This window comes from Streptomyces sp. NPDC046712 (assembly GCF_040645695.1).
Lineage (GTDB): Bacteria > Actinomycetota > Actinomycetes > Streptomycetales > Streptomycetaceae > Streptomyces.
Genome location: NZ_JBEYYW010000015.1, coordinates 99,099 through 117,308, shown reverse-complemented (window position 1 = coordinate 117,308; position 18,210 = coordinate 99,099). Strand labels below are relative to the sequence as shown.

17 protein-coding genes are annotated in these 18,210 nt (G+C 71.7%); 7 read left to right on the top strand and 10 right to left on the bottom strand.

Annotated elements, in window-relative coordinates; translation table 11 throughout:
- Positions 1 to 21: 21 nt before the first annotated feature.
- A complete protein-coding gene (gene map / locus ABZ939_RS20755) occupies positions 22 to 789 on the top strand; it encodes a type I methionyl aminopeptidase (RefSeq protein WP_361856936.1) in 768 nt (255 codons plus the stop codon).
- 154 nt (positions 790 to 943) lie between these two features.
- Here the strand turns inward: map and ggt are convergent, their stop codons facing one another.
- Positions 944 to 2,743 carry a gamma-glutamyltransferase gene (gene ggt / locus ABZ939_RS20750; RefSeq protein ID WP_361856933.1) on the bottom strand — a complete coding sequence of 600 codons (1,800 nt, stop codon included), beginning with the start codon at positions 2,741 to 2,743 and terminating at the stop codon, positions 944 to 946.
- A 104-nt stretch (positions 2,744 to 2,847) separates the two neighbouring features.
- On the opposite strand from ggt, the gene ABZ939_RS20745 reads away from it, so the two are divergent.
- Positions 2,848 to 3,591 carry a hypothetical protein gene (locus ABZ939_RS20745; protein WP_361856931.1) on the top strand — a complete coding sequence of 248 codons (744 nt, stop codon included), beginning with the start codon at positions 2,848 to 2,850 and terminating at the stop codon, positions 3,589 to 3,591.
- Here ABZ939_RS20745 and ABZ939_RS20740 read toward each other — a convergent pair.
- Positions 3,563 to 4,798, bottom strand: coding sequence for a cytochrome P450 (locus tag ABZ939_RS20740; RefSeq protein WP_361856928.1), 1,236 nt, complete (start codon positions 4,796 to 4,798; stop codon positions 3,563 to 3,565). The genes ABZ939_RS20745 and ABZ939_RS20740 overlap by 29 nt on opposite strands.
- 141 nt (positions 4,799 to 4,939) lie before the next feature.
- Between ABZ939_RS20740 and ABZ939_RS20735 the strand changes: the two genes are divergently transcribed.
- Entirely contained in the window at positions 4,940 to 6,274 is a 1,335-nt protein-coding gene (locus ABZ939_RS20735; RefSeq protein ID WP_361857119.1) for a radical SAM protein, read from the top strand.
- A 19-nt stretch (positions 6,275 to 6,293) separates the two neighbouring features.
- On the opposite strand, the gene ABZ939_RS20730 is transcribed toward ABZ939_RS20735, so the two are convergent.
- Positions 6,294 to 7,739: a hypothetical protein gene (locus ABZ939_RS20730; protein ID WP_361856925.1), complete on the bottom strand. Its 1,446-nt coding sequence runs from the start codon at positions 7,737 to 7,739 to the stop codon at positions 6,294 to 6,296.
- 154 nt (positions 7,740 to 7,893) lie between these two features.
- Between ABZ939_RS20730 and ABZ939_RS20725 the strand changes: the two genes are divergently transcribed.
- Positions 7,894 to 9,075: an Ig-like domain-containing protein gene (locus ABZ939_RS20725; protein ID WP_361856922.1), complete on the top strand. Its 1,182-nt coding sequence runs from the start codon at positions 7,894 to 7,896 to the stop codon at positions 9,073 to 9,075.
- A gap of 106 nt (positions 9,076 to 9,181) precedes the next feature.
- The gene (locus tag ABZ939_RS20720; protein ID WP_361856920.1) at positions 9,182 to 10,729 is read left to right on the top strand and encodes an alpha/beta fold hydrolase; all 1,548 of its coding nucleotides are present in this window, start codon (positions 9,182 to 9,184) and stop codon (positions 10,727 to 10,729) included.
- A 39-nt stretch (positions 10,730 to 10,768) separates the two neighbouring features.
- Here the strand turns inward: ABZ939_RS20720 and ABZ939_RS20715 are convergent, their stop codons facing one another.
- Positions 10,769 to 10,930: a hypothetical protein gene (locus ABZ939_RS20715; RefSeq protein WP_361856917.1), complete on the bottom strand. Its 162-nt coding sequence runs from the start codon at positions 10,928 to 10,930 to the stop codon at positions 10,769 to 10,771.
- A 140-nt stretch (positions 10,931 to 11,070) separates the two neighbouring features.
- Positions 11,071 to 11,508 (bottom strand): DUF6278 family protein, encoded by a 438-nt coding sequence (locus tag ABZ939_RS20710; RefSeq protein ID WP_361856915.1) that lies wholly within the window; start codon positions 11,506 to 11,508, stop codon positions 11,071 to 11,073.
- Between the two features lie 184 nt (positions 11,509 to 11,692).
- Here ABZ939_RS20710 and ABZ939_RS20705 point away from each other — a divergent pair, with 184 nt between their 5' ends.
- The gene (locus ABZ939_RS20705) at positions 11,693 to 12,643 is read left to right on the top strand and encodes a glycerophosphodiester phosphodiesterase family protein (RefSeq protein ID WP_361856912.1); all 951 of its coding nucleotides are present in this window, start codon (positions 11,693 to 11,695) and stop codon (positions 12,641 to 12,643) included.
- A gap of 29 nt (positions 12,644 to 12,672) precedes the next feature.
- On the opposite strand, the gene ABZ939_RS20700 is transcribed toward ABZ939_RS20705, so the two are convergent.
- From ABZ939_RS20700 to ABZ939_RS20680, 5 genes are all read right to left on the bottom strand, one after another.
- Entirely contained in the window at positions 12,673 to 13,452 is a 780-nt protein-coding gene (locus tag ABZ939_RS20700) for an exodeoxyribonuclease III (RefSeq protein WP_361856909.1), read from the bottom strand.
- 54 nt (positions 13,453 to 13,506) lie between these two features.
- The gene (locus ABZ939_RS20695) at positions 13,507 to 14,154 is read right to left on the bottom strand and encodes an MBL fold metallo-hydrolase (RefSeq protein ID WP_361856907.1); all 648 of its coding nucleotides are present in this window, start codon (positions 14,152 to 14,154) and stop codon (positions 13,507 to 13,509) included.
- A 25-nt stretch (positions 14,155 to 14,179) separates the two neighbouring features.
- Positions 14,180 to 15,457, bottom strand: a complete 1,278-nt coding sequence (locus tag ABZ939_RS20690; protein ID WP_361856904.1) for an alpha/beta fold hydrolase — start codon at positions 15,455 to 15,457, stop codon at positions 14,180 to 14,182.
- A 78-nt stretch (positions 15,458 to 15,535) separates the two neighbouring features.
- Positions 15,536 to 16,207, bottom strand: coding sequence for a class F sortase (locus ABZ939_RS20685; protein ID WP_361856902.1), 672 nt, complete (start codon positions 16,205 to 16,207; stop codon positions 15,536 to 15,538).
- A gap of 93 nt (positions 16,208 to 16,300) precedes the next feature.
- On the bottom strand, positions 16,301 to 16,807 hold the full coding sequence (locus ABZ939_RS20680) for a sortase (RefSeq protein ID WP_361856900.1): 507 nt from the start codon (positions 16,805 to 16,807) through the stop codon (positions 16,301 to 16,303).
- Positions 16,808 to 17,141: 334 nt separating this feature from the next.
- On the opposite strand from ABZ939_RS20680, the gene ABZ939_RS20675 reads away from it, so the two are divergent.
- A complete protein-coding gene (locus ABZ939_RS20675; protein WP_361856898.1) occupies positions 17,142 to 18,206 on the top strand; it encodes a right-handed parallel beta-helix repeat-containing protein in 1,065 nt (354 codons plus the stop codon).
- Positions 18,207 to 18,210: the final 4 nt, after the last annotated feature.

Sequence of the window (18,210 nt, the reverse complement as noted above, 5' to 3'; positions counted from 1 at the left end):
AATACCGGTATAGTAATTGGCATGGTGGAGATCAAGACGAACGAGTCCCTGCAGGCCATGCGGGTCGCGGGACGGGTGGTCGCCGAGGCGCTGGCGGCCGTACGGAGGAAGGCGGCGCCGGGCGTCAGCCTCAGGGAACTGGACCGGACGGCCCGGGAGGTCCTGGCCGCGGCGGGGGCGGGATCGCCCTTCCTCGACTACCACCCCGACTGGGCGCCGGTGCCCTTCCCCGCCGTCGTGTGCGTCTCGGTGAACGACGCGATCGTGCACGGCATCCCGGGCGACCGTCGCCTCGCCGACGGGGACCTCGTCTCCGTCGACTGCGGGGCGATCCTCGGCGGCTGGGTGGGCGACTCCGCGATCAGCTTCACGGTCGGCCGGGCCCGCCCCGGGGACACCCGGCTGGTCGACACGGCGTACGCCGCCCTGGAGGCCGGCATCGGCGCGGCCGTCGTCGGCAACCGCATCGGCGACATCGCGCACGCGATCGGCCGCGTCTGCCGGGGCGCCGGCTACGGCATCCCGGACGGCTTCGGCGGCCACGGGATCGGCCGCACGATGCACGAGGACCCGGGCGTCCCCAACGAAGGGCGCCCGGGCCGCGGGATGCCGCTGCGCCACGGGATGGTCATCGCGATCGAGCCGATGCTGATCGGCGGGGGCGGGGACGAGCACTACACGGCGCGGGACGGCTGGACGGTCCACACCATGGACGGCTCCCGCGCGGCCCACGCGGAACACACGGTCGCGATCACCGACGACGGCCCGAGGATCCTCACAGCGCTGTAGACGCGATGCCGGACCCCGGCCGGACGGGCCGCCGATTCCCGGCGCGATTGCGAGGCCGGACCCCGGCCGACCGGCGCGCCGATTCCGGTCGCGACGCGGGGCCGGACCCCGGCCGGACGGGCGCGCCGATTGCCGGCGCGCCCGTCGCGGGGCGCTACCGCGCCGGCCGGACCACCATCGCCGAGCCGCCACCGCGGCGTACGGTCTCCGCCGCGGCCACCCACCGGCCGTCCGGCAGCCGCTGGACGCCCGTCGCCGCACCGATCTCCGGGTTCTGCCGGAAGCCGTGGCCGATCGCCTCGAGCTCGGCGCGCAACGGGCTGTTCCACAGGCCCGGTTCCAGCTCGGTCGTCGCCTGGTTGCGCTGACTGGCGCGCGGGGCCGCGATGGCGTCGACGAGCGGCAGGCCGCGGTCCACGACCCCGGTCAGCGTCTGGAGCACGGTGGTGATGATGGTGGCACCGCCCGGGGAGCCCAGGGCGAGCACCGGTCGGCCGTGGTCGAGCACGATCGTCGGGGACATCGAGGAGCGGGGCCGCTTCCCCGGGCCCGGCAGGTTCGGGTCGTGGACGGCCGGGTTCGCCGGGGCGAAGGAGAAGTCGGTCAGCTCGTTGTTCAGCAGGAACCCGCGGCCGGGAACGGTGATCCCGCTGCCGCCCGTCGACTCGATCGTGAGCGTGTACGCGACGACGTTGCCCCACTTGTCGGCGACCGTCAGATGCGTGGTGTTCTCGCCCTCGTACGTGGTCGGCGCCGCCGTCCCGCCGCTCGCGCAGGCCGCCGGGTCACGTGGGTCCCCCGGCGCGAGCGGGCTGGTCAGCGCGGCGTCGTCGCGGATCAGGCACGCCCGGGAGTCGGCGTACCGCTGCGAGAGCAGCTCGCGTGTGGGCACGTCCTCGAAGGCCGGGTCGCCGACCCAGCGTCCCCGGTCGGCGAAGGCGATCCGGCTCGCCTCGATGAAGCGGTGCAGATAGGCGGTCTGCGAGGTGGTGGAGAGGTCGGTCCCCTCCAGGATGTTGAGCGCCTCGCCGACGGTCGTACCGCCCGAGGACGAGGGAGCCATGCCGTAGACGTCGAGGCCGCGGTAGGAGAGCTTCGTGGGCTTTCTGTTCAGCGTCTCGTACGCCGCGAGGTCACGCTCCGTCAGGTCGCCGGAGCGGACCACCCGGGTCGCGCCGTTCCGTACGGGCGGCTTGCGGACGGTGTCGACGATGTCCCGGGCCAACGGGCCTCGGTAGAGCGCGCCGACGCCTTCCCGGCCCAGCTTGTCGTACGTACGGGCCAGGTCGGGGTTCTTGAAGACCGAGCCCACCACCGGGAGTTGGCCGCCCGGCAGGAAGAGCTCGGAGGAGGCGGGGAAGTCCCGGAAGCGGGCCTCGTTGGCGGCCGTCTGGGCGCGGAAGGTGGCGTCGACGGTGAATCCCTCGCGGGCGAGGCGCCCGGCCGGTTCGAGCAGGGAGCGCAGCGGCTTGCTGCCCCAGGCGTCGAGAGCGGCCTCCCAGGTCGCCGGGGTGCCGGGGGTGCCGACGCCCCGGCCGCTGGTCATGCCCTCCTCGAACGGGATGGGCTTGCCGTTCTCCACGAAGAGGCCGGCGTTCGCCGACGCGGGCGCGGTCTCGCGGCCGTCGATCGTGTGCACGGTGCGCGTCTTCGCGTCGTAGTGGGCGAAGTAGCCGCCCCCGCCGATGCCGGCGGAGTACGGCTCGGTGACGCCGAGGGCCGCGGCCACCGCGACGGCGGCGTCGACGGCGTTGCCGCCCTTGCGGAGCACCTCGATCCCGGCGGCGGAGGCGTCGGCATCGACACTGGCGACGGCACCGCCGTAGCCGACGGCGACGGGTTCCTTCACCGGGGCCGGGGGCGGGGTCGGCGTCGGTGGAGCCGCGGCCCCCACCGAGAGCCACGTCGCGGCGACGACGAGAACCGACCCATTCCGCAGCACGGAACGACGCATCCCTACCTCCAGTCAACGACCGTCCGCGCAGCGTAACTTCCCCCCACCCTCCCCGTCAGGACCGCCTCGAACACAGGGCCGCTCCCCCGCTAGCATGCGCGCCCATGAATGAAGACCTGCGCAATGTCGTGCTGGGAGTCCTCGCGACCGGGGTCAGCGCCTCGCTGGGCTGGTTGACCCGGACGTATCTCTGGAGGCGCCGGCTCCGGCGCAAGCAGGCCTTCTTCGGGCTTCTCTCCGGCTCCGAGTGCCTGCTGGTGATGAACCGCAAGGCGGGCAGCGACGGGGCGGCGGTGCACAACGTCGACGTGTCCGCGCTGCTCGAACTCTCGGCGCTGATCAAGGACTGCGGGGCGCGGGCGCACATCGTGCAGCACGACCCCGCCCGGCAAGGGCTCGGGGACCGTACGGAGTTCTGCATCGGCGGCCCGTACTCGAATCGCCGCATGGCCGCCCATCTCTCCTCCCTGCTGCCGGGCCTGACGATGAACGTGGAGCCGGAGCCGGCGGCGGACCGGGGCATGTTCACGGTCGACGGCGAGGTCTACAGGGGGGTGCACGGGGTCACCGAGTACGTCGTCCTCGCCCGGCTCACCGGGGGCGAGGGCGGCCGGCCGGTGTTCCTCTTCTGCGGCCAGTCCGCGATCACCAACCAGGCGGCGACCCGCTATCTGGCGCGGCACCACGAGAAGCTGGCGCGGACGCACGGCGCGGGCCCCTTCGTCCTGCTCCTCAAGGTGGTCAACTCGCAGGCGTACGGCCCCGATGTCGTGGAGCTGGTCTCCGATGTCACGCGGGCGGCGCGGACCTCGCCCCCCGCTACCGCAGCCGAACCGGCAGCGACTTGATGCCGTTGATGAAGTTGGAGACGAGCCGCCGGGGCCGGCCGGCGAGGGTGAGGGCGGGCAGCGCCTCCCGCACCTCCTCGTGCAGCACGCGCAGTTGCAGCCGGGCGAAGTGGGCGCCGAGGCAGATGTGCGGTCCTTCCCCGAAGGACACGTGAGGGTTCGGGGTCCGGTCCAGGTCGAGCCGGTGGGGGTCGGTGAAGACCCGTTCGTCGTGGTTGGCGGAGGCGTGGAAGACGACGACCTTGTCTCCGGCGGCGACGGGCCGGCCGGCGAGCACGGTGTCGCGGGCCGCTGTGCGCCGGAAGGAGAGCACGGGCGGGTGCCACCGCAGGAGCTCCTCGACGGCGCGGTCCACGGCGACCGTCCCGTTCCACAGCCGCTGTCGTTCGCCGGGGTGTTCGGCGAGGGCGAGCAGCCCGCCGGGGGCGGCGCTGCGGACGGTGTCGTTGCCGGCGACGGTGAGCAGGAAGAAGAACATCTCCAGTTCGGCGGGGAGGAGTTCGGAGGTGGCGAGCGCGGTCATGACGTCGTCCGCGGGGTTCTTCCGCTTGTACGCGGCGAGTTCCCGGGCGTAGCCGAACATCTCGGCGAGCATGGCGGGTGAGCGGGGGTTGACCGGTCGGCCCCGCTCGTCGAGGACGGGCGGCTCGTCCGGGTCCTGGTAGGCGATCACCCGCTCGGTCCAGGTGAGCAGCAGACCGCGGTCGCCGGCGGGGACGCCGAGGAGATCGGTCAGGTTGAGCAGCGCGTAGTCGTCGGTCACGGCCCGTACGAGATCGACCTCGGGGCCCGCGTCGACGGCGGCCTTCAGCAGCTCGCGGGCCCGCGCCCGCGCGGTCTCGGCGAACCGCCCGATGCGCCCGGGTGTGAAGGCCCGGCTGACGAGCCGCCGCAGGCGCCCGTGGTCCGGTGGGTCCTGATTGAGCATCATCCGCCGGATGAAGGGCAGATCCGCCGGGTCGGGGTCGCGGATCTGGGTGGCGCCGAGATGCGAGGAGTAGTCCGTGGAGTCCTTGAGCACCCCCACCACGTCGGCGTGCCGTGTGACGGCCCAGAACCCGGGCCCGGGTGGCCAGCCGAGTACCTCGTACTCCTGCTGCCAGGCGACGGGATGCCTGTCGCGCAGGGTGCGGAACGCCTCGTGCGGCAGTCCGTGGGCGTAGATCCGCGGATCGAAGACGTCCGGTACCTCGCTGCTGTTCTCCACGGCCCCCAGCTTGGGCCGCGGGCCCCCGGATTACCAGATCCGCGGGTCCACCGGTCGTGTCACACCCCGGCTCCAGGCGTGTCACTTACACGGGGTTAGGCTTCGAGGGACCCTCATGGAGTCACAGGGATGGAGCAGCACATGGAGAGCCTCAGCCGTACCGCACTGGTCGAGGGCCTGATGGAGCGCTTCCCGCACGTGCCCCGGGAAGCCGTGATCAAGGAAGATCTCCTCCGGGGTGGCATGGCCTTCGACGAGTCGGCGCTCAGTGGCACCTCGGACGGGGCCGCCGGCGACGTCAAGCCGAAGTCGTACTTCATCTTCTCCTTCGACCACCGCACGCTGCCGGAGCTCGGTGCCGCCGCGCTCAACCGGCCGCCCGAGGAGATCGTGCTCACCGGCGGCCCGTACGAACTGCGCCGCACCGTCGTGTCCGTACGTGTGAACCCGGACTCCCCCTACGTCGTACGGGGCGGCGAGGACGGCGTGCTCGGGCTCTATCTGGACGGTGTGCGGATCGCCGACGTCGGCCTGCCGCCGATGCCGGAGTACTACCGGCACAAGCTGTCGAACGGCAAGTCGGTGATGGAGGTCGCGCCGACCATCCAGTGGGGCTATCTCATCTATCTGACGGTCTTCCGGGTGTGTCAGTACTTCGGCGCCAAGGAGGAGTGCCAGTTCTGCGACATCAACCACAACTGGCGCCAGCACAAGGCGGCGGGGCGGCCGTACACCGGGGTGAAGCCGGTCGAGGAGGTCCTGGAGGCCCTGGAGATCATCGACCGGTACGACACCGCGGGGACCTCACGGGCCTACACCCTGACGGGCGGCTCGATCACGTCCCAGGTCGGCGGCCGTGACGAGGCCGATTTCTACGGCCACTACGCGAAGGCCATCGAGGAGCGCTTCCCGGGCCGCTGGATCGGCAAGGTCGTCGCCCAGGCGCTCCCCCGCGACGACGTCCAGCGCTTCCACGACTACGGCATCCGGATCTACCACCCCAACTTCGAGGTGTGGGACCGCCGGCTGTTCCAGCTCCACTGCCCGGGCAAGGAGCGTTACGTCGGCCGCGACGAGTGGCACCGCAGAATCCTGGACTCCGCCGAGGTGTTCGGGCCCCGCCATGTGATCCCCAACTTCGTGGCGGGCATCGAGATGGCCGAGCCCTTCGGCTTCACCAAGGTGAGCGAGGCGATCGATTCGACCGCCGAGGGCCTGCGGTTCTTCATGTCGAACGGCGTCGTACCGCGCTTCACCACCTGGTGCCCGGAGCCCACGACCCCGCTGGGCAAGGCCAACCCCCTGGGGGCTCCGCTCGAGTACCACATTCGGCTGCTGGAGACGTACCGGGCGACGCTCGAGGAGTACGGCCTGAGTTCCCCGCCCGGGTACGGCCCGGCCGGTCCCGGCCGGGCGGTGTTCTCCGTCAGCTCGTTCATGGACAGCCTGGAAGGACTCGAGGACACCTCTTCCTGAGGAGGAGCGCCCGGTCGCTTCAGGCGCCGGGCGGGCGGAGGCCGGCCACCGCCCACTTCGCCCGCGTGGACAGCCTGCTGAGCGCCTTCGCCGACTGCTTGGCGATCGTGTTCAGCAGGAGCCGGCCGTGCGCCATCGTGGTATGCGCGAGTTCCGAGTCACCCGCCTCGATCGCGGCGAGCGTCAGCTCCAGATGCTGCTCCGTGATCAGCCGGCCGAGCCCCCGTCGGTGCCATTCGGTGACCGTTCCGTCCGTCCTGCCGCCGTCGAGGCCGACCGCCGCCCGCGCGCGCTCCAGCGCCCGTCCCGCTGCCGCGAGGTCGCCCTTGCGGCGCTCCAGGCGGGCGAGGACGTGCGCCTCCACGGCCCGGTCCCACGCCGTGTCCTGGAGCGAGAGGAGGTCGAACTGCGCGCGGGCCGCCTGTGCGTGGTCGCCGATGCGCTCCAGCGCACGGCTCAGCTCCCGGAGCCGGTGTGCGTCCGGGCCCGTGTCGTCCAGCAGGCGGATGAGCGCGACCCGGGCGTGCTCGACGCGTCCCTGCCGGTGGGCCAGTTCGATCCAGGTGAACGAGCTCTCCTCGGCCGCGTCCTGCTGGCGGGCCCACTGCAGGGCCTCGGCGCTGTCGGTGACCTGCCCCTGGGTGGCCGACCGCAGCAGGGGAACGTCCTCGTCCTGCGCGTGGAGCGCCACGAGCATCGCGGCCAGCCACCGCTCCTGATACCACTCGGTCCGCTCGTCGTTCTCGCGTCGGAGCAGGAAACGCAGCAGCGGCAGGTCGCCGTCCCGGCGGTCGTCCCGCGCCGCCCGAAGCACCCCCGCGCGCAGCACCGGATCCTCGGCCGCCTTCCGGCGCGCGTCGAGGTCGCCGGAGCGCATCCGCTCCAGCGCCTGCCGTCCCGGGGCGAGGACGACGTCGCGCAGCGGCGTCCGGTAGGACTCCGCCAGCCGGTACGCGCAGAGCTCGTCGGAGTTGAGCAGGACGTGGTCCGGGTCGGTGCGCCGGGCGGCCGACTCGGACAGGGCGAGGAGTTCGGTCAGGGGCCGGTCCGGCAGGCCGAGCCCGTCCAGCAACGCCGCTCGCTGCACGTCCAGCTCGGGGGCGAACTCCTCCCGCGCCTCCTCGTCCGCGGCCCGTACCTCGGCGAGCAGGCTCTTCTCGTCCAGCTCCGCGGAGAGGTTCTCGCACCACCAGGGCAGCCGGACGAGCATCTCCAGCGCCTCGGTCACGCTGTCGGCGAGCAGCACGGCGTCCCCCTCGGAGGACGCGTGGAGCACGGCGGTACCCCCGCACAGGAAGTACGTGCCTCCGGTGTCGTCGCCGGCGATCGGTTCCAGTGACGCCCCGGACGCCAGGTGCACCTCCTCGACGTGGTACGCCCGGCCCACATCGAAGTTGAACGGAAACGCGGCCAGTTCGGCCAGATCGGGGCGGTTGCGCAGGAGTTCCAGTACGCGGTCGGTCATACGACCGAACCCTAACGAGGCTCGGGCACAGCCCCCACGCGGCCGTATTGCCCATCTCACATCCGACATCACCGAAATAGATAGGATTTTCGCAACCTTTCACGGCCTTCCTCCCTCTCTCTCCAGAGAGAGATCAACACCGGAGGTCGTCCCCTTGAACCGCATACGCCCGCGTCGCACCCTGCTCACCACCGCTGCGGCGGCCCTCGCCCTCGCCACGCTCACCTCCTGTTCCGGGGGCGCCTCGGCGGCGGACGGCGAGAAGGGCGGGGAGGCGGCGCCGCGGACGCGGATATCCGTGAACCTCTCCGGAGAACGCGCCGCGGCCGGTGGGCCGGTGACCGTGACGCTCGCCGAGGGGGCGCTGCGGGAGGTCACCGTGACCGACTCCAAGGGCGGGCGGCTGGAGGGGAAGGTGTCCGCGGACGGAAAGAGCTGGACGTCCTCCCGCAAGGTCACGCCCGGAACCGCGTACGCCGTCGAGGCGCGTGACACGGCCGGCGGGAGCGCGAAGGCCGCGTTCACCACCGCGGCCCCCGAGAGGGTCAACAAGCTGACGCTGGCTCCGGGGAAGAACACCACGGTCGGCATCGGCCAGCCGCTGTCGATCGTGTTCGACCACCCGGTGAAGAACAAGGCAGAGGTCGAGAAGCACCTCAAGGTCACCACCTCGAACAACACCGAGGGCTCCTGGGGCTGGATGCAGGACTGGTCGGGCAAGGACCGCGTCGACTGGCGGCCGAAGGAGTACTGGAAGTCCGGCACGAAGGTGACCCTGGACGCCGAACTGAGCGGTGTCGACTCCGGCACGGGCGGCTGGTTCGTCCGGGACTACACCACGTCCTTCTCGATCGGCCGGAACCAGCTGGTCAAGGTCGACCTGGACAACCACCGGCTGACGCTGCTCCGGGACGGGCAGGTGGTCCAGAACGTGCCGATGTCGGCGGGGACGCCCGGCGGCGAGAAGGGGTCCTGGCGCGGGAAGACCGTCCTGATGTCCAAGGAGGGCACCATCAACATGCGCTCCGAGACCGTCGGGCTCGGCGACGCCTACGACAAGATGGTCGACTACTCGATGCGGCTGACCTGGTCGGGCATGTACGCCCACGCCGCGCCCTGGAACGCGGCCTATTTCGGCAGCGCCAACAGGAGTTCCGGCTGCATCGGCATGAGCGACGCCGACGCGCGGTCCGTGTACGACCGGGTGCAGGTCGGCGACCCCTTCGAGATCACCGGCTCCGACGCCAAGGGGACGCAGGCGCTGAACAACGGCTACGGCGAGTGGAATCTGTCCTGGGCCGAGTGGCGGGCGAAGAGCGCACTCGCGGACCACTAATCGTTACCCTCGCGTAACTTACCGACCAGTTACCTCCGGTAAGCCTGTCCGGTTACCGTCGGGTCACTTTCACTGTCCCCACCAGTGACACGAGTAGGAGTGACCCGTGCGCACACCTCTGGTCTTCGCCGTCTCGGCCGCCCTGGCGGCCGGGACGACCCTCGGGCTCGCCCCCGCCGCCCACGCCGCCGAGCCCGGCATCCGCTTCGTCGACATCGCCGGAGACGGCGGCACGATCCTCAAGGCCAACGTCGTCACCCCCGCCGGCGCCGACGGCTCCACCCGCCACCCCGTGATCGTGCTCCCCACCAGCTGGGCGATGCCACAGATCGAGTACCTCGCACAGGCCCAGAAGCTCGCCGACTCCGGCTACATCTTGGTCAGTTACAACTCGCGCGGCTTCTGGCAGTCCGGCGGCGAGATCGAGACCGCCGGACCGAAGGACGTCGCCGACGCCTCCAAGGTCATCGACTGGGCGCTCGCCAACACCCCGGCCGACCCGGCCAAGGTCGGTATGGCGGGGGTGAGTTACGGGGCGGGGATCAGCCTGCTCACCGCGGCGCACGACCCGCGGGTCAAGGCCGTCGCGGCCCTGAGCGGCTGGGCCGACCTGATCGAGTCCATCTACAGCGGCCGCACCCAGCACCTCCAGGCCGCGGCCCTGCTGGGCGGCGCCGGCTTCCTCACCGGCCGTCCCGGACCCGAACTCCGGCAGACCCTCAAGGACTTCCTCGGTTCGAACCTGGACAAGGAAGAGGAGATGATCGCCTGGGGCAAGAAGCGCTCCGCGGCCACCTATCTGGACCGGATCAACGCCAACGGCGCGGCGATCATGCTCGGCAACGCCTGGGGCGACACCATCTTCCCGCCCAACCAGTACGCCTCCTTCTACGAGAAGCTCCAGGGCCCCAAGCGCCTGGAGTTCCGCCCCGGGGACCACGCCACCGCCGAGGCCACCGGTCTGTTCGGGCTCCCCAACGACACCTGGACCAACGCCCACCGCTGGTTCGACCGCCACCTCAAGGGCGTCGACAACGGGATCGACCGCGAGCAGCCCGTCCAGCTCAAGTCCCGTTCCACCGGCGGCTACGAGGGCTACCCGGACTGGAAGTCGGTGGGGGCGAACCAGCGGAAGATCGCCCTCGGCTCCACCCAGAAGATCTGGGCGAACGTCGACTCCGGCGCCAACGGCGGCATCGTGCTGCTGTCCAACGCCCTCGACCAGTTCCTGAAGACCCCGCCCGTCGCCTCGATCCCGCTCCTCCCCCGCTCCTTCGCCTGCGTCTGGCAGTCCGAGCGGTACGACACGGCCCAGCGGGTGCGCGGCACGGCGAAGCTGCACACCACCGTCACCTCCACCAAGGAGAGCGGCACCCTCGTCGCGTACCTCTACGACGTGGGCCCGCTCGGCCTCGGCAAGCTGGTCAGCAATGCCCCGTACACCTTCCACGGCAAGACACCCGGCGCGCCGTTCACCGTCGACCTGGAGCTGTTCTCCACGGCCTACGACGTGCCGGCGGGCCACCGTCTCGCCCTGGTCGTCGACACCGTCGACCCGCTCTACATCGAGCACAACCCGACCGGCGCACAGCTGACCTTCTCCTCTCCGTCGGCCGACCCCTCGTACCTGTCGGTCCCGCTGCGGGAGAAGTGATCACCGGCTGCTGCCGGGCGGGCATGGCTCTCCCGCGAGCTACTGCCCCTCGGTGCCCAGGGGCCCTGGGGGACTCCCGTCCGGCAGCAGCGGCTCGCGGGAGAACGGCTTTCCGGTGACCTCGAGTTCGTCGGGCCGCGGGCCTTGCCCGGGCGGACCACCCTCCTTGCCGCAGGCAACCAGCGCGGTATCGGCGGCCATACGCTGCCCTGCCCCCTTCTCGGCTGTGTCGCGGTCAGCGCAAACTATCCACCATAAAAAGGGACTTCACGCCCGACACGCATGAAAACGGCATTAGCCGTATTTACTGCAAAGGGGTGGCCGGTGGCCCGCCGGGGCGGTCAGAACTCGGCGGCCTCCCCGTACACCTGGGACAGCTCGGGCGATCCGCTCACGGCCCAGTCGAGCCCGGCGGCGACCACGTCGATCTCCCGGCCCGAGGCCAGCCGGACCACGGGCCGACCTCCCGGCCACACCTGCCAGACCGCGCCCGGCACCGTGCGCACGATGACCGTACCCAGATACAGCCCGGCGTCGTTGCCCAGCCAGGGCAGCTCCTCCGGATCGTCCCGCCAGCGCGGCGGAAGCTGGTCGATCGCCACCAGCGAGCGCGCCGTGTCGTCCAGCTGCACCCCCGCGTCCTGGGCCCTGGCGCGCAGCAACTCGCACTCGGCGAGCAGCTCGCCGACTCCCTCGGGGTCACGGTCGAAAGCCGCGGCCAAGGGGGATTGATCGGCCTCGGGCCGCTTGCGCCAGTTGTCCAGGAAAGGGATGTTCATCCGACCAGCGTCGCACCGCACCCTCCCATGGCACCACCCGGCGCGCGGAGATCGTCCGGGCCCGGGCAGCCGCGGCATTCGGCTCGCGGGCACCAGGGGTGCCTCGCCGATCATGCCGGGCTCGCGACGCCTGGCACCGCGCCCTGATCCGGCCTGATCGACGAGACCCCCTAGGGTGTGGCGCATGCCAGAGCCCAAGACTCCGCCCGCCGGCCGGCGACGCGGCCGGCGCAACGCCGCCGTCGCGCTCGTGCTGGCCCTCTCGTGCGCCTCGACCGCCGCGTTCCTGATCGTGCGGGAGACTCCGTCCGCTTCCGCCACGGGCAAGGCCGCGGCGAGCGTGGAGAAGCGAGCCACGAACGCCTTCCTGCGGGCGCCCGGCGCGCCGATGACGGTGATCGCCCACCGGGGCGCCTCCTCGGCCGCGCCCGAGAACACGCTGCTCTCCGACGAGGTGGCCCGCAGGGGCGGCGCCCGGTGGATCGAGAACGACGTCCAGCCGAGCGAGGACGGCGTGCCGTACGTCCTCCACGACACCACGGTCGACCGCACCACCGACGGCACCGGACCGATCCGCGAACTCACCGCCGCGGAGCTGGACACGCTCGACGCCGGCTCCTGGTTCGCCCCCGCGTTCACCGGTGCACGGGTCCCCACCCTCGCCGCCCAACTGGACGACCTGCGCCTTCGGGGCGGGAACCTGGTCCTGGAGATCAAGGGCCGGCACAGCCGCGACGAGGTGGCGCGGATCGTCCAGGCGATCCGCGACCACGCCATGACCGGCCGGGTCCTCGTGCAGAGCTTCGACCCCGAAGCGCTGAGGCACACCCGCGCGCTCGCGCCCGAACTCCCCCTCGGCCTGCTGCGCGACAAGCTGGATCCCGACCCGGTCGCGGTCGCCCAGGAGCTCGGCCTGAGCACCTACAACCCGTCCGCCGCGCAGTTGTCCGCCCATCCGGACGCGGTGCGCAGGCTCCACGCGGCCGGAGTGGCCGTGATGGTCTGGACGGTCGACACCCCGGCCCGCTGGAAGACCCTGGACGCGCTCGGCGCCGACGGGATCATCACCAACCGCCCGGCCGAGCTCACCGGCTGGAACGCCGCCCAGGCACCGAGCGCGAAGGAGAAGTCCTAGGGCCTGATCCGGAGGACGCGGGACAGGCTCTAGACGTCCAGGTCGACGACGACCGGCGCGTGGTCGGACGCGCCCTTGCCCTTGCGCTCCTCCCGGTCGACATAGCTGTCCTTGACCGCGTCGGCGAACGGCTTGTTGCCGTACACCAGGTCGATGCGCATGCCCTTGTTCTTCGGGAAGCAGAGCTGGCGGTAGTCCCAGTACGTGAAGGGGTGGTCGTACTTCAGCGGGCGCGGGACCACGTCCGTGAGGCCCGTCTCGCGGAGTCCGGCGAGCGCGGCCCGCTCCGGGGCGGTGACGTGCGTGGCGCCCTCGAAGACGGCGATGTCCCAGACGTCCTCGTCGGTCGGCGCGATGTTGTAGTCACCGAGGACGGCGAACGGACGCTCCCCCGCCGCGTCCTCGGCGACGGCCGCCTGGAGCGCCTCCAGCCAGCGGAGCTTGTACGCGTAGTGCTCGTGGGCGACCTCACGGCCGTTGGGCACGTAGACCGACCACACGCGGACCGGGCCGCAGGTCGCGGAGATGGCCCGGGGCTCCTGCAGGGTCTCGTAGTCGGGCCCGCCGGGCAGTCCGGTGACGACGTCCTCCAGGCCGACCTTGGAGAGCAGCGCCACACCGTTCCACCGCCCGGTGGCGTTCACCACCGACTCGTACCCCAGCTCGCGCAGCTCGTCGGCGGGGAACTGCTCGACGGTGCACTTGGTCTCCTGGATGCACAGCACGTCCGTGCCGGAGCTCTCCAGCCAGGCCAGGAGCCGGGGCAGGCGGGCGGTGATCGAATTGACGTTCCAGGTCGCGATGCGCATGAGCGCAAGCCTAACGTCGGGGTGTGACAGCCACCGGCCTCGCGGCCCGGTGGATCACAGCTCGGTGGAGTCGCCCGGGGTCAGCCGGCCGTGGTCCGTGCCGCCGAGGGCGCCGATCTGCCGGTCGTAGATGGGCCGGGCGAGGTCGGTGAGCAGGGCGTCGTGGACGTCGATGGCGCGGCGCGGCCTGACCTCCCGTACGTAGTCGATGACCTCGGAGATCTTGTTCCAGGGGGCCATCACCGGCAGCATCAGCGTGTCCACCGGGTGGTCGGGAACGGTCAGCGCGTCGCCCGGGTGGAAGACGGAGCCGTCGACGAGGAAGCCGACGTTGGTGATCCGGGGGATGTCCGGGTGGATCACCGCGTGGAGCTCCCCGTGCACCTGGACGTCGAAGCCGCCCGCGGTGAAGGTGTCGCCGTGGCCGACGATGTGGACGCGGCCCGGGAAGGCGGCCGAGAGTTTCTCCGCGACGCTTCGCAGCGTCCAGATCTCGGCCGCCGGGTTGGACTCCAGACCGGCCCGCAGCCTGCCCTCGTCGAAGTGGTCCGGGTGTTCGTGGGTGACCAGCACGACGTCGGCGCCGACGGCGGAGTCCTCCTCGCTGAACCCGCCGGGGTCGATGACGAGCGTCCGCCCGTCCTTCTCCAGACGGACGCAGGCGTGCGACTTCTTCGTCAGCTTCACAGGACTCCACCTCACGACGGGCCGTACATGCCCGGTCAGCCTACGCCTGGGGCGTGGTCTCCTCCTTGATCACCCGGCCCACGGTGCGCAGGGCGCGCTCGGCGGCGGGCAGCCCGCAGTAGACCGCGGTGTGCAGCACGACCTCGTGGATCTCGTCCGGGGTCAGTCCGTTGCGCAGGGCGGCCCGGGTGTGGTCGGCGAGCGCGTCCTGGTGGCCGCCGGCGATCAGGGCCGTCAGGGTCACGCAGCTGCGGGTCCGGCGGTCCAGGCCCTCGCGGCTCCAGACCTCGCCCCAGGCGTAGCGGGTGACGAGGGCCTGAAGGTCGGCGCCGAAGTCGTCGGCCAGGGCCTGGTCCACATGGGCGTCGCCGAGGATCTCGCGGCGCAGCTTCACGCCCTGCTCGTACGGGTCGGGCCGCACGGCCCCGGCCGTCCCCGCCGCACCGTCCACGGGCCCGGCGGGGGCGATCTCGGCGACGGGCACGACGGGGGCGGAGACGGGCGGCATCGGCGGAGCGGGCAGGGCGCTCTGCGTCTCGTTCACGATCCCGGCGAAGTGGTTCGTGAGCAGCTCGGTGACGGCCGCGGGCTGCTCGACGGGGGCGAGGTGCGAGGCGCCGGGGACGACGGCGAGCGGGGCGTCGGCGATACCGGCGACCAGGGTGCGGGCCTCCGCGGGGCCGGTGACCTGGTCCTCGGAGCCGACGAGCACCAGGGCGGGGACACCGATGCGGCCGAGGGCTTCCCGCACGTCGAAGACCGCGAGCGCCTCGCAGGCGCCGATGTAGCAGCCGGGGTCGGTGGTGCGGACCATCTGAACGGCCCATTCGACGATCGCGGGCTGTGCGGCGCGGAAGGCGGGGGTGAACCACTGCTCGGGGGCGGTGCGGGCCATCGGTTCGAGGCCGTTGGTACGGACGATCACGCCGCGCTGGCGGAACTCGTCGGCGCTGCCGAACCGGGGTGAGGCGGCCACCAGGGCGAGCGAGGCGACCCGGTGGGGCGCCCGCAGGGCGAGGTCGATGCCGACCGCGCCGCCGATGGAGCAGCCCGCGTAGCCGAAGCGCTGGACACCCAGCTCGTCGAGGGTGGCGAGCAGCCGGTCGCCGAGTTCGGCGACGGAGGTGAAGGGTTGGGCGGGGGCCCCGCCGTGGCCCGGCAGATCGAAACGGACGACGCGCCACTGACGGGTGAGTTCGGGTATCTGGCGGTCCCACATGTGCAGGGTGGTACCCAGGGAGGGCCCCAGGACCAGGACCGGAGCGTCTTCTCCTCCGTCAACGCGGTATTGCAGGGTGTTCGGTAGTGTCTCGCTCACCCGCCAGACCCTCTCATCTCCCACGACATCGCACTTCGCCGGGTCGGGTCCAGCAGCTCCTGCCTCGCGCTTCGGAGGCTATCTCGTCCCGGTCAGGGTGGCGTACACGACCGTGTTGGCCCGGTAGCCGGTGCTCCTGGACCAGTCGCCACCGCAGGTGATCAACCGCAACTCCGGGCGTCCGGAGCTGCCGTAGACCTGGTCGTCGGGGAACCGGTCCTTCGCGTGGACCTCGACCGCGTCGACCGTGAACAGGGCCGTGCGGCCGTCCTCGCGTTCGACCGCGATCTCGGCGCCCCGGAACAGGGCGCCGAGCCGGTGGAAGACGGCCGGGCCGAGCGGGGTGTCCACGTGACCCGCCACGACGGCCGTACCCGACGCGCCGGGTGTGGTGCCGTCGGCGTACCAGCCGGCTACGGTCGGGGCCGTCGCGGGCGGGGGTTGCAGCGCTCCGGCCCCGTCCAGCTCCAGGGGCGTCAGGGAAGCGTCGACCTTGATGGCCGGAATCCTGATCCGCGCCGGTTGCGACGCGGGCAGTGGCCGGGGGCCGGGGCGGTTCGGATCGGCTCGGACGGCGGTCTGTGCGAGGGGAGGCCGGGCCTGTGCCGCCGTCGGCTGCGGCGGGCCGTCGTCGCGCAGCGCATCGGCCAGCAGCAAGGTACCGGCGAGCGCCATCCAGGCGAGCACCTTGGCCGAAGGGACGCGCCGCGGCGGCGTTCCGGTCGTCTCCGGCCTGAAGCCGTTCCTCATGCTGATCGTGCCTCTGCTCGGTGGCGGGCCCCGGCTCTCCTCACGGAGCCGGGGCCGGGGGTCGTAGGGTCGTTCGGAGGTCCGGGCCTATGGTCACGCGGGGGTCCGGGCTTCCGGGGAACGCCGGCGCAGCCTGATCACCCCCGCTGCGGCGCCGCCGAGCAGCAGCACGCCGAGGGCGAGCTGGATGCTTCTGTCGTCGCCCCCGGAAGCCCCGCCGAAGCCGGCGTCGACGGCACCGTTCGGACGGCCGGAGATCTGGTACGTGACGGTCTTCTTGATCCGGGGCGGGCACTTGAGGGTCACGGTGTCCGTGCCGGAGACGGCGTCGTCGGGCACCTGGAACTCGCCCACCAGGACGCCCTTCCGGTCGCCCGGCAGAAGGTGGAACTTCCCGCCCGCCTCCGACTCGCCCTTGCCGTACGTCTCCTTGCCGCAGGCGGAGGTGGTGACGGTGACGGTGGTACCAGGGGTCGCCTTCCCCGGGTTGACCCGGACGTCACCGGCGGGCTCCCCCACGGCGGCCACGGCGGTGGGAGCGGACAGAACGAGGGCTCCCAGGATCAGGGCGAGCTGGGAACCGGTACGTACAACGCGCATGCTTCTCTCCTTCGGGGGAGCTTTCCTGGCCGGCTCAACCGCGCGGCGCCTGTGCTGTGCTCCGTGCACGAGGGAAACCCCGACCCGTGATCACCGCAACGGGAGGAGCACGCACGGGTGTCCCCCGGTCGGGCTCTCGACCGTCCTCCCCGTCGTCACCGCCGCAGGTCACGGCAGCATGTCCGGCGCGCCGGAACGGATGGTGCCTGGCGGGCGAACGGCCTAGTGCCGGTCCCGACGTCCCTCTGAGCCGTCGGGAGTCTTCATGGGGGCGAGCAGCCCACCCGGGCCATCAGCGGTGGCCGGGCCGAACTCGCGCTCATAACTTCGCCATATGACCAAACGACAGATCGCCCTCCTGGCATGCACCGCGGCTCTCGCGGCGTCGGGCGTGGGCGCCGCCGCACCGACGGCGAACAAGATGACCGTGCACTGGGTCGAGCCCGGCGAATCGATCCAGCAGGCCGTGGACGCCGCCGGCCCGGGGGACACCGTCCTCCTCTCCCCCGGCACCTACCGGGAGAGCGTCCGCATCACCACACCGAACCTGACGCTGCGTGGCACCGGCGGCCTCCCCACCGTGATCGAGCCCGGCGCGACCGATGCCGGCAACGCCTGTGCGAAGGCCGGCAACGGCATCTGCGTCGCCGGCACGGAGAGCCGTCCCGTCGAGGGCGTCACCGTGCGCTCGCTGACGCTCCGGGGCTTCGCCAAGTCCGGCCTGTGGGCGTCGTGGACCGACCGGCTGAAGGTCCAGCGGGTGATCGCCGAGAAGAACGGCACCTGGGGCATCGCCCAGGAGAGGTTCGTGCGCAGCGAGCTCAGCCACAACATCGCCCGGAGCAACGGCGACGCCGGGCTGTTCCTGGCCAACACCCTCGACAAGGAGGAGGGGGCCGCCGACGCCAAGGGCACGCTGATCACCCACAACCGGGTGTACGACAACCGGATCGGCGTCACGGTCCGACGTCTGCGGAACCTGACCGTCGACCGCAACAACGCGACCGGCAACTGCGCCGGGGTGTTCGTGGTGGGCGACGAGTCCTCGCCGCGCGCCGGGGCCATGACCCTGCGCCGGAACCACATCCACGCCAACAACAAGCTCTGTCCGAAGACCCCCCGCCTGCCCTTCCTGCAGGGCTCGGGAATCGTCCTCACCGGCGCCGAGGAGACGCTCGTCGCGGAGAACCGGGTCGTGGACAACAAGGGCGACTCCCCGCTGTCCGGCGGCGTCGTGCTGTTCAAGAGCTTCGTGGGCGCCCTCAACGAGCGGAACGAGATCCGCGACAACGTCGTGCTGCGCAACGGCACGGCCGACCTGGCGAACCGGGACACCGGCAAGGGCAACACCTTCCACGGCAACACCTGCAAGGTCTCGGAACCCGCGGGCATGTGCTGACCGG

Bases quoted from the DNA above. Each gene is read 5' to 3' on its own strand.
- map (WP_361856936.1), top strand. From the start codon at position 22: ATGGTGGAGATCAAGACGAACGAGTCCCTGCAGGCCATGCGGGTCGCG.
- ABZ939_RS20730 (WP_361856925.1), bottom strand. From the start codon at position 7,739: ATGACCGACCGCGTACTGGAACTCCTGCGCAACCGCCCCGATCTGGCC.
- ggt (WP_361856933.1), bottom strand. From the start codon at position 2,743: ATGCGTCGTTCCGTGCTGCGGAATGGGTCGGTTCTCGTCGTCGCCGCG.
- ABZ939_RS20675 (WP_361856898.1), top strand. From the start codon at position 17,142: ATGACCAAACGACAGATCGCCCTCCTGGCATGCACCGCGGCTCTCGCG.
- ABZ939_RS20735 (WP_361857119.1), top strand. From the start codon at position 4,940: ATGGAGAGCCTCAGCCGTACCGCACTGGTCGAGGGCCTGATGGAGCGC.
- ABZ939_RS20680 (WP_361856900.1), bottom strand. From the start codon at position 16,807: ATGCGCGTTGTACGTACCGGTTCCCAGCTCGCCCTGATCCTGGGAGCC.
- ABZ939_RS20705 (WP_361856912.1), top strand. From the start codon at position 11,693: ATGCCAGAGCCCAAGACTCCGCCCGCCGGCCGGCGACGCGGCCGGCGC.
- ABZ939_RS20745 (WP_361856931.1), top strand. From the start codon at position 2,848: ATGAATGAAGACCTGCGCAATGTCGTGCTGGGAGTCCTCGCGACCGGG.
- ABZ939_RS20700 (WP_361856909.1), bottom strand. From the start codon at position 13,452: ATGCGCATCGCGACCTGGAACGTCAATTCGATCACCGCCCGCCTGCCC.
- ABZ939_RS20710 (WP_361856915.1), bottom strand. From the start codon at position 11,508: ATGAACATCCCTTTCCTGGACAACTGGCGCAAGCGGCCCGAGGCCGAT.
- ABZ939_RS20685 (WP_361856902.1), bottom strand. From the start codon at position 16,207: ATGAGGAACGGCTTCAGGCCGGAGACGACCGGAACGCCGCCGCGGCGC.
- ABZ939_RS20715 (WP_361856917.1), bottom strand. From the start codon at position 10,930: ATGGCCGCCGATACCGCGCTGGTTGCCTGCGGCAAGGAGGGTGGTCCG.